10 protein-coding genes are annotated in these 13,605 nt (G+C 70.9%); 5 read left to right on the top strand and 5 right to left on the bottom strand.

All coding sequences use genetic code 11. The features are described 5' to 3' along the window. The first annotated feature begins 96 nt into the window (after window positions 1–96). Entirely contained in the window at window positions 97–2,217 is a 2,121-nt protein-coding gene (locus HD593_RS13360; protein ID WP_312903451.1) for an ATP-binding protein, read from the top strand. Between the two features lie 13 nt (window positions 2,218–2,230). Here the strand turns inward: HD593_RS13360 and HD593_RS13355 are convergent, their stop codons facing one another. Beyond that, the gene (locus HD593_RS13355; RefSeq protein WP_185102483.1) at window positions 2,231–3,097 is read right to left on the bottom strand and encodes a terpene synthase family protein; all 867 of its coding nucleotides are present in this window, start codon (window positions 3,095–3,097) and stop codon (window positions 2,231–2,233) included. A gap of 209 nt (window positions 3,098–3,306) precedes the next feature. Next, on the bottom strand, window positions 3,307–3,600 hold the full coding sequence (locus tag HD593_RS13350; protein WP_312903450.1) for an ankyrin repeat domain-containing protein: 294 nt from the start codon (window positions 3,598–3,600) through the stop codon (window positions 3,307–3,309). 196 nt (window positions 3,601–3,796) lie between these two features. Here HD593_RS13350 and HD593_RS13345 point away from each other — a divergent pair, with 196 nt between their 5' ends. Next, on the top strand, window positions 3,797–4,699 hold the full coding sequence (locus HD593_RS13345) for a proteasome assembly chaperone family protein (RefSeq protein WP_185102481.1): 903 nt from the start codon (window positions 3,797–3,799) through the stop codon (window positions 4,697–4,699). A 27-nt stretch (window positions 4,700–4,726) separates the two neighbouring features. After that, complete coding sequence (locus tag HD593_RS13340; RefSeq protein ID WP_185102480.1) at window positions 4,727–5,767, top strand: Gfo/Idh/MocA family oxidoreductase; 1,041 nt, start codon at window positions 4,727–4,729, stop codon at window positions 5,765–5,767. Between the two features lie 39 nt (window positions 5,768–5,806). Here the strand turns inward: HD593_RS13340 and HD593_RS13335 are convergent, their stop codons facing one another. Beyond that, a complete protein-coding gene (locus HD593_RS13335) occupies window positions 5,807–6,589 on the bottom strand; it encodes a tyrosine-protein phosphatase (RefSeq protein WP_312903449.1) in 783 nt (260 codons plus the stop codon). A 190-nt stretch (window positions 6,590–6,779) separates the two neighbouring features. Here HD593_RS13335 and HD593_RS13330 point away from each other — a divergent pair, with 190 nt between their 5' ends. Next, window positions 6,780–7,535, top strand: a complete 756-nt coding sequence (locus tag HD593_RS13330) for a hypothetical protein (protein WP_185102478.1) — start codon at window positions 6,780–6,782, stop codon at window positions 7,533–7,535. Window positions 7,536–7,544: 9 nt separating this feature from the next. On the opposite strand, the gene HD593_RS13325 is transcribed toward HD593_RS13330, so the two are convergent. Next, entirely contained in the window at window positions 7,545–10,055 is a 2,511-nt protein-coding gene (locus HD593_RS13325; RefSeq protein WP_185102477.1) for an ATP-binding protein, read from the bottom strand. A gap of 112 nt (window positions 10,056–10,167) precedes the next feature. Further along, window positions 10,168–12,294: a M6 family metalloprotease domain-containing protein gene (locus HD593_RS13320; protein ID WP_312903448.1), complete on the bottom strand. Its 2,127-nt coding sequence runs from the start codon at window positions 12,292–12,294 to the stop codon at window positions 10,168–10,170. Between the two features lie 106 nt (window positions 12,295–12,400). Here HD593_RS13320 and HD593_RS13315 point away from each other — a divergent pair, with 106 nt between their 5' ends. Next, entirely contained in the window at window positions 12,401–13,579 is a 1,179-nt protein-coding gene (locus HD593_RS13315) for a PucR family transcriptional regulator (RefSeq protein ID WP_185102476.1), read from the top strand. Window positions 13,580–13,605: the final 26 nt, after the last annotated feature.

Genomic DNA, 13,605 nt, shown 5'->3' with positions numbered 1-13,605 from the left:
CCCAGGCGTACAAACCGGCACCGAGCGTGTCCGCCGGATCAAGGACAGGCCGCTACCACGGCGGTACGATGCGAAGGCAGGTGTCGCCTACCCCCCGTGAGGCTGCTCATGGCCACCCCGACAGGCTGGCGGCGTGAAGGCAATCTGCCGGCGGAGCTCACGAGCTTCGTCGGCCGCACCCGCCTCCTCGCCAACCTCAAACGGCACCTCGGCGAGTCGCGGCTGGTGACCGTCACCGGCATCGGCGGGGTGGGCAAGTCGCGCACCGTGCTGCGGCTGGCGCACCAGGTGCGCTCCCACTACCCCGACGGCGTCTGGTTCGCCGATCTGGCCCGGCTGCAGGACGCGGGCATGGTCAAGCACACCATCGCCTCCGCGCTGGGCATCGCCGACCAGTCGTCGCGGGCGGAGTCGGAGTCGTTGTCGGAGTGGGTGGGCGAGCGCGACATGCTGCTCATCATCGACACCTGCGAACATCTGGTGCAGGGCTGTGCCGAGCTGGTGCACGAGCTGCTGGAGGCGGCGCCCAACCTGAAGGTGCTGGCCACCAGCCGCCAGTCGCTGCACCTGCCGTACGAGCACGTGGTGCCGGTGCCGCCGTTGCAGGTGCCGGGCGACGACCCGGCCGAGAGCCTGTTCACCAACGAGTCCGTGCAGCTCTTCGCGGCCAGGGCCGGGGCGAGCGTGCCCGACTTCGTGCTCGACGAGGACAACATCGCCCCGGTGGCGGAGCTGTGCCGCAGGCTCGACGGCATTCCCCTGGCCATCGAGCTGGCCGCGGTGCGGCTGCGGGCGCTGTCGGTGGAGCAGATCCTGGGGTTGCTGGCCGACCGGTTCAGCCTGCTGGCCGGCGCGAGCCGTACGGCGCTGCCCCGCCACCAGACGCTGCGGGCGGCGATCGGCTGGAGTCACGAGCTGTGCGAGCCGGCCGAGCGGCTGCTGTGGGCGCGGCTGTCGGTGTTCGCGGGTGACTTCGAGCTCGACGCGGCCCGGTTCGTCTGCTCCGACGGGCGGCTGCCGTCCGAGGACATCACCGACCTGGTCACGGGGCTGGTGGAGAAGTCGATCCTGCTGATCAGGAGCAACCACGCGGGCGTGCGGTACAAGCTGATCGACACGCTGGCCGAGTACGGCGAGGAGTGGCTGGACAAGCTCGGCCAGAAGGAGCAGATGCGCCAGCGGCACCTGGAGTACTACCTGAGCCTGGCCCAGCGCAGCGAGGACGCCTGGTCGGGGCCGCGGCAGATCTACTGGTTCGTCCGCATGCGGCAGGAGCACGACAACGTCCGCGTGGCGCTGGAGCACGCGCTGAAGACGCCCGGCAAGTCGGCGCTCGCGCTGACGCTGCTGTCGTCGTTGTGGTTCATGTGGGTGTGCTGCGGGTTCGCCCGCGAGGGCCGCCTGTACCTGGAGCGGGCGCTGGAGGCCAACCCCGCGGTGAGCAAGGAGCGCTGCAAGGCGCTGTGGGTGCTGTCGTACGTCAAGAGCGCGCAGGGCGACAGCGCGGGAGCGCTGGCGGCGGCCGAGACGTGCAGCACCGAGGCGGTCCGGGTGGGCGACTCCCGGGCGGTCATCCTGGCCTCGAAGATGCAGGGCACGGCGGCGCTGTTCCAGGGCGACCTGCAGAAGGCCAGCGCGCTGCTCGGCGTGGCGATCGAGTTCAACACCGAGAACAGGGAGCTCAACCCCGGCCTGCTGCCCGCCATCGTCGAGCTGTCGATCGTGCTGACCGCGCAGGGCGAGCTGTACGAGGCCGAGTCGCTGCTGCAGGACTGCCTGCAGGTGTGCAAGGAGCGCGGCGAGCTGTGGGTCAGCTCGCACGCGCAGTGGGCGCTGGCGAGCACGCGCATCGCGACCGGCAGGATCGACGACGCGCTGCAGAACGCCAGGGAGGCGCTGCGGATCAAGCGGCACTTCCACGACACGCTCGGCACGCTGATGGCGCTGGAGACGGCGGCGCGGATCTTCGTCCTGTCCGACAAGCTCACGCTGGCCGCCCAGCTGCTCGGCGCGCTGCAGCAGAACTGGAAGACGGCCGGGCTGCCGCAGCTCGGCGCGCCGTGGATGACCGAGGAGCACAACGCGTGCATGCGCGACTGCCGGCAGCGGCTGGGCGAGCTGGTCTACAAGAACGCCTTCGAGGAGGGCGCCCGGCTGGATCTCGATGAGGCGTCCGCGCTCGCGCTGGACGACCCGGACGCCCCCGACGAGAGCTAGGGTTTCGGGACCGTTAGACGGCCTGCGGCCACTGGGTGCCGTCAGGCCAGGCGTGCACGTACCGCGCACTGCCGAGGGAGAACTCGATGTGGCCTCGCACCCAGTGTTCGAGACCGCGGACGTACTTGCGGACCGGGAGCGGGGCCCACTGCTCCAGCGCCGCGCGCCGGTCGAGGAACGCGGCGATGGCGTCGTTGTGCATCTGGGAGACCTCGCCCAGCGCGTCCTGCAGCGTGAGGGACTTGTGCGTGGCCAGCACCGTGACCAGGTTGTGCCGGGCCTTGTCGTTGCCGCGCTCCTTGGCGTACGACAGGAGGTCGTTGTCCCAGCCGATGAGGTCGCACGCCAGGTCGGACAGCGTGCGCACGTCGGGGTGGTGCCACTCCTCGGCCTCCAGGCGGTAGCCGCCGCCGGCGTCGATGAGGGCGAAGCACGTGTAGGTGGCTCCGGTGATGCGGCGCATCAGGACGTAGTCGTCGGGTGTCGGGATGAGGTCGACCTCGCGATTGGCGGCCTCCCAGATCTGGGCGAACAGGTATTCCTTGACCGTGATGCGCCACCGGTCCACCTGCGCGGGGGTGGCGTACTCCGAGATGCGGTGCAGCAGCTCGTTGAGTGCGAGGCCGAACGGGTCGTCGGCCTCGGGGGTGCGCCGTCCGTCGAGGATCTCCAGGAGCGGCGGCAGGGCACGGGCGAGTGCGGAGGCCCGGTGCCCCATCAGCTCGCCCTCGCAGAACGCGTCGTCGAAGGCGAAGAGCCAGTTGTACCAGTCGTTGATCAACCGGAGACTGTCGCGCGGCACGGTCGGGTTGGTCCGTGCCGCGAGCATGCCGATCTTCGAGCGCCGGAAGTGCTCGATGGTCTCGGCGCCGTTGAGCATCTGTGAGGCGGCCAGCCATGCGTGGCTCTCCGCGTCGACCTCCGAGGCATGAACGTTGATCTCATTCGGGAACGGACATGGCAGCGGAGGGATGTGGAGCGGTCGCCTACTGAAGGAGTGCGCAGAAGTAGCCACGTCCCCCAGCATGACTATGGAGTGTTCGAAAGGCCACACTCGGCAACTTCGAGCCCTTTAATGCTTATTTCATACTATGAATCGCTTTGCGCGAACCATTGGATAAACTGCTCATTTGCCAACATTCGCGCGGTCTCCATCGCGGACGGCTGTTCTGCGCGCGGATCGGCCCCGGCGTCCGGCAGCGCTCTGACCACGGCAGACTCCCGCTTGAAGACCGCGCCCGCGAGCGGCGTCCGCCCGCGGTCGTCGGCTCGGTTCGGATCGGCGCCGCTTGTGACAAGCCTGCGTACAGTCTCAGCGTGACCGTAATAAGCCGCCGGCATCAGCAAAGTGTCACCTTTGCCGTCGGTCGCGTCGACCGGCACCCCCGTCTCCACGTACGCCCCCGCGGCGCCTTGGTGTCACCCGCTCTGGCCAGGCCGGACAGCTCGGTGGCCAACCCTTCCGGCCCGGGATCCCCGTCCAGGCCGCCCCTTGTGCCCCGATAGGGTGCCGTGCACGGAATCGATCCGGCGCGCCGTAGGTTCTGGTGAAGAGTACCTAGGGAAAGGCTGTTCAACCGTGTTCGACCCGAAGGATCTCTACGAGCTCGCAGACGACGCGCCCGAGCTTGCCGATCCGGTGTTGCTGTACCACTTCGACGGCTTCGTCGACGCGGGCTCGGCCGGACGGCTCGCGCTGGGCCACCTGCTGGCCGAGCTGGAGCACCGGGTCGTGGCGACGTTCGACGTGGACCGGCTGCTCGACTACCGGTCGCGGCGACCCATCATGACGTTCGACACCGACCGGTGGGTGGAGTGTGAGAGCCCGGAGCTGGCCGTCCACGTCGCCAAGGACGCGACGGGGACCGAGTTCCTGGTGATGAGCGGGCCCGAGCCCGACCGGGAGTGGGAGTTGTTCGCCAAGGCCGTGGCGGCTCTGACGGAGCGGCTGAAGGTGAGCAAGCTGGTGACGCTGCACGGCATCCCCATGGCCGTGCCGCACACCCGCCCGCTCGGCATCACGATGCACGCCAGCAGGCCCGAGCTGATCAACAACGCGCAGAGCAGCGTGTTCGGGCGGGTCCAGGTGCCCGGCAGCGTCGCCGCGCTGCTGGAGCTGCGGCTCGGGGCGCAGGGCCACGACGCGCTCGGCTACGCGGTGCACGTGCCGCACTATCTCTCGCAGGCCGAGTATCCGACCGCCGCGGTGAGCGGGCTGGAGGCCGTGACGCGGGGGACGGGGCTGGTGTTCCCGATGGACGCGCTGCGCGAGGCGGCTCGCCGTACGACGACGGAGATCGAGGAGCAGATCCGCGCCTCCAGCGAGCTGTCCACCGCGATCAGCGGGCTGGAGCAGCAGTACGACGCCTTCGCGGCGGGCGCGGAACGCGAGAACCTGATGGCCGAGACCACTCCCATGCCCACCGGCGACGAGCTCGCCGCCCAGTTCGAGCGCTTCCTCGCCGAGCGTGACGACGAGTAGCCCGGCACCCCCCGATACGCTGGCTCGATGAGTGAGATCCGCGTCGGCCTCGTCGGTTACGGCACCGCTGGGGCCTACTTCCACGCCCCGCTGATCCACGCCACCCCCGGCCTGACCCTGGCGGCCGTCGTCACCAGGAATCCCGATCGCCAGGCCGAGGTGGCCGGCAGGTACGGCGCGGCGGGGGTGAGCGACGTGCGGGAGCTGTGGCGGCGCTGCGATCTCGTCGTGGTCGCCTCGCCCAATAGGACGCACGTGGCCACGGCCGCCGCCGCCCTCGCCGAGGGCCTGCCCGTCGTGGTCGACAAGCCGCTGGCCAGGACGGCCGAGGAGGGCCGCGAGCTGGTGCGGCTGGCCAAGGAGCGCGGGGTCATGCTCACCGTGTTCCAGAACCGGCGCTGGGACGGCGACTTCCGCACCGTACGGCGGCTGGCGGGCGAGGGGCGGCTGGGCGAGGTGCTGCGGTTCGAGTCGCGGTTCGAACGCTGGCGGCCGGTGCCGAAGGGCGGCTGGCGGGAGGCCGGCGGCCCCGAGGAGGTTGGCGGCCTGCTGTACGACCTGGGCAGCCACCTCGTCGACCAGGCCGTGCAGCTGCTCGGGCCGGTGCGGGAGGTCTACTGCGAGAGCGACGTCAGGCGCGAGGGGGTCTCGGCCGACGACGACACGTTCGTCGCCCTGACCCATGTCGGCGGTGCCAGGTCCCACCTGTGGGTCAGCTCGATGGCCGCGCGCCTCGGGCCCCGCTTCCGGGTGCTGGGCTCCGCGGCGGCCTTCGTCAAGCACGGGATGGACGTGCAGGAGGAGCGGCTGCGGGCGGGCCTGACACCCGATTCGCCGGGGTTCGGCGACGACGAGGAGGACCGCTGGGGCGTGCTCGGCACCGAGGGCGAGCGGGAGATCGTCCGGACCGAGCCGGGGGCGTACCTCGACTTCTACCGGGGCGTGGCGGCGGCGCTGCGCGAGGGCGCGGCGCCGCCGGTGGATCCGGACAGCGCGGTGGACGTGCTGGCGATCATCGAGGCGGCCCGCCTCTCGGCGACCCAGCGGATCGTCGTCCACCTGAGCTGATCAGCGGACGCCCAAGCCGGCGCAGGCGGGCGGCGCCGGTCATTCGCGCAGGCGGGCGCGCATCGCGGCGGTGTCCTCGTCGGTCCAGCCGTTCTGGGCCAGCCAGCCCAGCGGCCTGCCGAAGCGGTCGTCGAGGACGCCGAGGAACTGCTCGATGTAGCGGGCCCTGGGCAGGTGGTCGTCGGCCGGGCGCGAGTCGAGGTCGCCCCGGTAGGTGTCGCTGCCCCGCAGCCGCTTGAGTATCAGCTCCAGCCGCTCCCCCGTGGCCACGTAGTCCTCGACGATCGCCTCCCGGGTCGCCCCGGCGAGCTCCAGCGCCAGCGCCGACAGCACCCCGGTGCGGTCCTTGCCCGCGGCGCAGTGCACCAGCGAGGCGCCGTCGCGCAGCGCCATCGCGCGCAGGGCCGCAACCACGGCGTCCGGCCGGTCGCGCAGGTAGCCGAAGTAGAAGCCGGTCACCCGCAGCTCCTCGTCCAGCACCCGCTCCGCCCACGGCAGCACCCGCTCACCGTCGATCGTGTCGGCCTCCACGTCGGTGTGCAGGCCGCCCTCGGCGAACAGCGTCAGATGGTGGTGCCGTACCTCGGGCACCCTGGTCAGCGGCCCCGGCCCCTCCAGCGACACCTCCGCGTTCGAGCGGAGGTCCACCACGTGCCGCAGCCTCAGCTCGCCCACCAGCAGCTCCACGTCCGCCGGGGTGAGGCCCTGCAGGTTGTCGGCGCGGAAGATCTGCCCGCGACGGGTGCGGCCGCCGTCACGAGTAGGCAGTCCGCCCAGGTCACGCGCGTTGACCGCGCCTTCCAGATCGATCCACCTCGTCATCTCACTCATTATTACGACCCTATATGTCCGCCAAATATGAGCGGATTCGAGGTTCATAACGCAGCATGAACGTATGGATCCACGAGCTCTGCCTCCACGGCTGGTGATCGATCCATCGCTGCACCCGGAGATCTCGGTCGAGCTGCGGTCGAGTCCGCACATTCTCCGCCAGGCTCGGTCGGGCGCGCGAATGGACACCACACGCAATCCCGCCATGCTCTTCGTCCTGCCGGCCTTCCTGGTGTTCCTCTCCTTCGTGACCGGTGGAGAACTCTTCCTCCTCGCGGGCATCGGAGCGGGCCTGATGGTCCTGATCAGGTGGATGGCGATGGACAGCACCTATCGATCCACCAGGCGAAGACTCCGGCTGGCACGCGAGCACGCCAACCAGTACATCCTGCCCGAGGATCTCGACTACCCCTGCCAGCAGCTGCTGCGCCGGGCGCAGCACGCCGTCGAGGCGATCATGGGCTCCGCGGTCCACAAGGCGGGCCTGATCGACAGCATCGAGAACCAGGTGTCACTGCCGGAGGAGGTCTGGCAGATCGCCACTCGGCTGCGGAAGCTGTCGTCGATGCACGCCGAGCACGGGAAGATCATCCCGCGCGAGCTGCCGCCGGGCATGGAGGACGCGTTCAAGCCGTACACCAGCGCGCTCGACGCCGCCTGGACGTCGCTGTCGCAGCGCGTACGCCACCTGGAGAAGTACGCCAAGCAGGTGCTCAAGGCGGACAAGGTCTACCACGCGCACACCCGGCTGGAGAGGCTGGCGGCCAAGACGCCGGAGTACCAGCAGCTCATCGCCGAGACCGTGCGGGACGAGCTGGCCCACGAGCGCATCAGGGAGCTGTCGGACCAGGCCGCGCACGTGCGCAAGCTGTTCGAGGAGAGCATCCTCCAGGCCAGACAGGCTGCGGGCGAGCTCCTGCGATCACCGCTCACCTGAGCGGGCGGGCTACTGCGGTCGCCGCTCGTCTGAGCCGCCGGGGGCCGCGCGGCGCAGCAGCTCCAGCGTCCTGCGCATGCCGGCCTCGTTCCCGAGGCTGCGGTAGATGTCCCTGGCCTGCTCCAGCGGCCTCACCGCGGCCCCGCGCCCGCCCGCGTCCAGGTGCGCCTCGCCGAGGTAGCGCAGGCTCCTGGCCATCCACCACCGGTCCTCCAGGTCGGCGAACTCCCGCACCGCCCGCCGCAGCTCCTGCTCGGACTCCTCGATGCGCCCGAGCCTGGCCAGCGCCCGCCCGGCCGACACCGCGGTCCTGGCCACCCCCCAGGAATCGCCCAGCGCGGCCAGGATCTCCTCGGCGCGCCTGACGTAGTCCAGCTCGCGCAGCCCGTTGTCCGGGTCGCCGACCTCGCCGGCGGCCCGCAGGCAGCGGGCCTCCTCCCACAGCTCCCCGCGCTGCTTGAACATCTCGCCGGCCCGGTCCAGGCTGAAGCCGGCCCTGGTGAACAGGTTGGCGGCCAGGCGGCGGTCGCCGTGGCGGTGCTCGCCGCGGGCCTGGGCCGCCAGCACCTCGCCGTAGACGCGCAGGGTCTGCGCCTCGGAGTAGCGGTTGCCCTCCCGCTTGAAGATCTCCAGGGCGTCCTCCAGCAGCTCCCTGGCCTCCTCGGGGCGCCGCTCGGCCATCCGCATCTCGGCCAGGTTGCGCTGGGTGCGGGCCATCCACCACAGGTCGTCCTCGCCCTTGAACGCGGTGATGGCCCCGATCAGGTAGTCCTGCGCCCGGTCGAGGTGACCGTCGCTGAACAGCGTCATGCCGATCGTGCGCATGGCCCTGGCGGCCCACCAGGTCTCGCCCAGCTCGTTGAAGATCGCCAGCGCCCGCTCGGACTCCTCCAGCCCCCGCTCGCGCAGGCCCAGCCCGCCGTGCACGGCCGAGGCGTCGAGCAGCGCGATGGCCAGCGAGCGGCGGTCGCCGGCCCGCTCCGCGGCCTGGCAGCCCAGCTCCGCCACGGCCACCCAGTCGGCCCAGTACGCGCGCAGCGAGTGGCACAGCGAGCAGAACGCCCTGGCGAGCCCCCACGTCAGCTCCCAGAGCCGGAGCTGGTGAGCCAGGTGGATCATGGCGAGGAGCGAGAGCCGCTCGGCGTTGAGCCAGTCACCGGCCCCGAGCTGCCCGTCGGCGCTGGTGCGCCGGCCGCCCCTGCTCCAGTCCTGCGGCCAGCGGTTCTGGGCGGCCTCCTCGGCGCGGCGGCGGTAGCCGTACAGGACGCGCTCGATGGCGGCGCTGCGCCGCTCGTCCTCGTCGTGGTCGGCCAGCTCGGCGGCGAACACCCGGACCAGGTCGTGCAGGCGGTAACGCATCGTGCCGGTCTGGTCGGTGCCCGAGCACTCGGCGAGCTGGGCGTCCATGAGCGCCTCCAGCTGGTCGGCGCCGTCCAGCACGGAGATGTCGAGCAGCTCGCCGGCCACCCAGCCGGGCACGTCGGGCGAGGTCAGCGCGCTGAGCAGGCGCAGCAGGCGGCGCTGCATGCCGGTGCAGTCGTCGTAGCTGAGCTGTACGGAGGCGCGCACGCTCTTGTCCACCGTGGGCGCCACTTCGAGCAGGTCGAGGATGCGCCGTGTGTCCACCAGCCGGTTGGCCATCTCGCGCATCGTCCACTGCTCGCGGGTGGCCAGCCGGCCGCCGCAGATGTTGATCGCCAGCGGCAGGTAGTCGCACAGCCGCACGACCTCCTTGGTGGCCTCCAGGTCGTCCACGACCCTGGCCCCGCCCGCCAGCCTGGCCAGCAGCTCCACCCCGTGCGCCTCGCTGAACTCGCCGAGCCGCGTGTCGTGCGTGCCGTTCAGGAACAGCGGGGCGCGCGAGGTGACCAGCACCCCGCAGCCGGGCTCGGCCGGAATGAGCGGTTTGACCTGCTCGGCGTCGTGCGCGTTGTCCAGGCCGATGAGGATCCTGCGGCCCTTGGTCCAGGTCAGCCAGAGCTTGCGCAGCTCCTCCAGCCCGCCGGGGTCGGTGGTCAGGCGCACGTCCAGCGCCCGCAGGAACCCGATCAGCACCTCCTCGGGCCGTACCGGGGCGTCCACGCCGCCGCGCAGGTCGGCGTAGAGCCGGCCGTCGGGGAACCAGCCGGCCACCTCCTGCCCGAACCTGGTCATCAGCGCCGACTTGCCGACGCCGCCGCGCCCGTACACGGAGACGACCAGCGGCGGGAAGAGGTCGGAGGACTTGCGGCGGGCGGAGAACACCTCGCGCAGCTCGGACAGCGCCTCGGAGCGGCCGGTGAAGTGCTCGGGCACGGGCGGCCACTGGTCGGGGGCCATCGGCCCGGGCTCTAATCGGGGCCTGCTCCTGGTCCCGCCGCGCGACTCGGTGGTGGCCCAGGTGGTCAGGCCGACGAGCAGGGCCGCGGCCACGGTGACGCCGATCTTGGCGGCCGGCGGGATCTCCCACTCCACGGACGCTGCCAGCACGCTCGCGGCCGCGGCCGCCAGCCCGGCGGAGACGGGAGCCGCCCAGGGCACCTTTCTGCGTCGCGGCTTTTCCGGAAGGTTGTCCCCTGTCAACGAACACCCCCTTTGGGGGTGATTCAAGCCGATGGGGTACGGCTTGCGCCAGCCGTACCCCACCGTTCACTCAAATTCCGATCACGTGACAGGTGGCCGTCATGGTCTTGCTCGGGTCGCTCTCCGAGGTGGCGGTGAGCTTGACCCTGGCCAGCCTGTCGCCGCCCGATTCGCGCACGGCGTTGACGGACACGAGCGAGTGCTTGCCGAACGCGACGGAGGCCAGGGCGTTGGGGAGCTGGGCGGTCCAGCCCTTGCCCTGGACCTCGGCCTTGAGGCGGTAGAGGTCGGACTTCAGGTAGGCGCTGACGTCCTCCGGGTGCTGGCCCTGCGCCGGGGCCGCCTTTCCGGTGTTGAACAGCGGGAACTTGCAGGTGGAGATGTTCTTGGCGGTGGGGACGCCGGCGGCGGGCAGCAGCTTGACGCCGCGCCGCTGCGGGCCCGCGCCGTCGAGCGAGCGGATCGCGACGGTGTAGGAGAGCTCGCCCTCGCGGTTGCGGTGGATGTCGGTGATGTAGAAGTGCAGGCGGTTGGCCTCGTCGACGTACTCGTACTCGCTGCCGGAGTCGGTGCCGGCGTGGAAGAGCGCGTCGGAGAGCTGGCGGTAGTCGCCGATCGTGATCGGCACCTTGGTCCCGTCGGGCAGGACGTAGTCGGTCATCCCGATGTCCTGCGGGTTGGCGTCGATCACCCACTCGAACGCCGGGAGCTTCCAGCCGGGGCCGCGGTCCTCGTTCTTGGTCTTGGCCAGCAGCACGCCCGAGTCGGGGGTGAAGGAGTCGCTGCCCATGCGGTCCACGACCTCGACGGTGTAGTTCTCCCAGCCGCCGCCGTCGCACATCGGGTCGGTGGTGACGTCGCAGGCGGGGCTCTTGTCACCGGTGTCGAAGGAGATGTTGACGCCCGACAGCCCGTCCTCGCCGGGCTGCACGGAGCGGGCCGTGACGCGGGCCGTGACCAGCCCCGATTCGTCCAGGGCCTCGCGCGAGAGGCGCAGCACGTTCTGCTCGTCCACCATGCCCAGCTTGATCTTGTTGCGCAGCATGTGGTGGGCGCCCATGGACGCGCCGCCGGTGGGCGGGATCAGCCAGCGGGAGTGCGGGCCGCCGGGGCCGTTGAAGCTGCCGCGGCTGAGCATCTCCCAGATGCCGGTGTAGGCCCTGTTCACCGGGGTGGCGTAGGGGTTGTTGTAGTTGTCGGCGATGCCCATGATGTGGCTCAGCTCGTGGGCGTAGACGGCCATGCCCGAGCTCTCGGCCTGCACGGAGTCGACGCCGAAGCGGGCGTTGGGCCAGAACGTGGAGCCGGCCTGCCAGGAGGTCCACTCGACGTAACGGGTCGGCGACCAGTTGGGCAGGGCGGGGTCCGGCGGGCCCCACTCGTCGGTCACGTCCTCCTTCGTGGGGAACTTCATCATGCCGAACTCCTGCCAGGTGGACGATTCGTCCTGGCCGGCGCTCAGGTAGAAGACGAAGTCGAACTGGGCGAGCACGTCGGGGCCGACGGCGGCGAGCCAGGCGGCGTTGCCGTCGGCACGCAGGTTCCTGGTGCAGGTGTCGCCCGCGGGGCAGGCGCCACGCTGGTACTCCATGGCGTACTCGTGGTCCTTGCCAGGCATCGTGTACGGGCCGAAGCCGGTCAGCTCCACGCCGATCCGCCCGCCGGAGTCCTCCATCCAGTACTCGTGGATGGTGTGCCCCTTGTTCAGGTCGTTCGGGGTGTTGAGGAAGTCCTGGTAGAACTTGGCCACCTGGTCGCGCGGGACGTCGTGGGCCTCGGCGCTCGGGTTGCCGAAGACCGTCGAGCCCTTGGGCTGGGTCACCACGAACGGCTGGTTGTCGTAGTCGAGCAGCACGAGCGCGCCCTTGAAGGTGCGCTGCGACCCCTTGACCGCGGGGTCGTTCCAGTTGGTGCCGGGCGGCTTCTTGTAGTCCGCCCACGTCATGTTGTCGGGGTTCTCCCAGTTCTGCGGGTCGATGGGCTTGATGCCGCCCGGTGCCGGGCGAGCGCGCAGGGCCGGGGCGTCGTCGAGGGGGGTGTCCGACTGCCAGGGCTGCGTCTGCGGCCAGTGGTCCAGCCGCCACGGGTGCTCAGGATCTTCGGGGGGTGCTGCGGAAGCAGGGGTCGCCATCAGGCTCACCGGGATCAGCACGATGGCCGCCAGCAAACCCTTCAGCAGCTTCTTCGGGGCATTCACGGATTGACGGTATAGACGTTATTGACGGAGATCACCGAGCAGTTGTAGGGAAGACTCGTAGTTGTGTTTCCGTCAATTGATGAAAAGTCCACGTAGGGGTGGGATTGTGGCGGATCTCCAGCGGACCGTTGACGAGCTCGCCGCCCGGCTCGACCGCCCTCTCCTGCTGGAGGACCGCATCCAGCGCGTCGTGGCGTACAGCGAGCAGAGCGGCGCCATGGACGACGTGCGGCGCGACTCGATCCTGCGCCGGCACACCGTGCCCGAGGTGCGGCAGTGGTTACGGGCGGCGGGCATCCACGAGGCCACCGGGCCCCTGCGCACGCCCGGCGCCCCGCACCTGGGGCTGCTGCCGCGCGTCTGCGTGCCGATCAGGCACGCGGACGGCCTGCTCGGGTTCCTGTGGCTCATCGACGCCGAACCGCCCATGACGGACGCCGACGTCGCCGAGGCGGCGGCCGCCGCGCCCGGGCTGGCCCTGGCGCTGTTCCACGAGAGCCTGGCCAGCGGGCTGGCCTCGCACCGGGAGCTGGAGGCGGTCACCGGGCTGCTGCTCGGCGACCGGGAGGCCGCCAAGGACGCCGCCGAGCAGCTCATCGAGGCCGGCGCGTTCCCGCAGGCGCAGCCGGTGAGCGTGCAGGTGGCCAGGCCGCGTACGGCCGAGCCGGACGACGCGCTCAGGCTGGCGCTGGAGCAGGGGCTGCTGGCGCTGCGGCGGCGGCTGAGCGGGCACCATCCGCTGCACCTGGTGCGTTACGACCACGCCGTGCTGCTCACCGCCGGGCCGCCGGTCCCGGCCGACGACCTGCACGCGGCCATGCCGGTGCCGGTGGTGGTGGGGATCGGCCGGCCGGGCCCGGCGCTGGCGCAGGCGGCGGGGTCGTACCGGGAGGCCAGGCAGGCGGCCGAGGTGGCCGCGCGGGTGCCGGGGCTGGGGCGGACGGCCGAGTGGGCGCGGCTGGGCGTCTACCGGATGCTCACCCAGCTGCCCGACCAGGAGCTGCATCCCGGGCTCGAAGGGCTGCTCGCCGACGCGCAGTACCTGCCGCTGCTGGAGACGCTGGAGACGTACCTGGACCTGGCGGGCAGCGCGGTGGCGACCTCGCGGGCGCTGCGGCTGCACCGGACGTCGCTGTACTACCGGCTGCAGCGGGTGGAGGAGCTGGCGCGTACGGATCTGAAGGACGGCGGCGAGCGGCTGGCCCTGCACCTCAGTCTCAAGCTCGCGCGGCTGTCGGGGCGCTACTTACCTCGGGATTCACATGGTTCGTCCCGATTGCGGTGATGTCACGGATTCACGTTTAATGCCCT

Source organism: Nonomuraea rubra (assembly GCF_014207985.1).
GTDB classification, from domain to species: Bacteria; Actinomycetota; Actinomycetes; order Streptosporangiales; family Streptosporangiaceae; genus Nonomuraea; species Nonomuraea rubra.
This window is presented reverse-complemented; position numbering and strand designations above follow the sequence as displayed.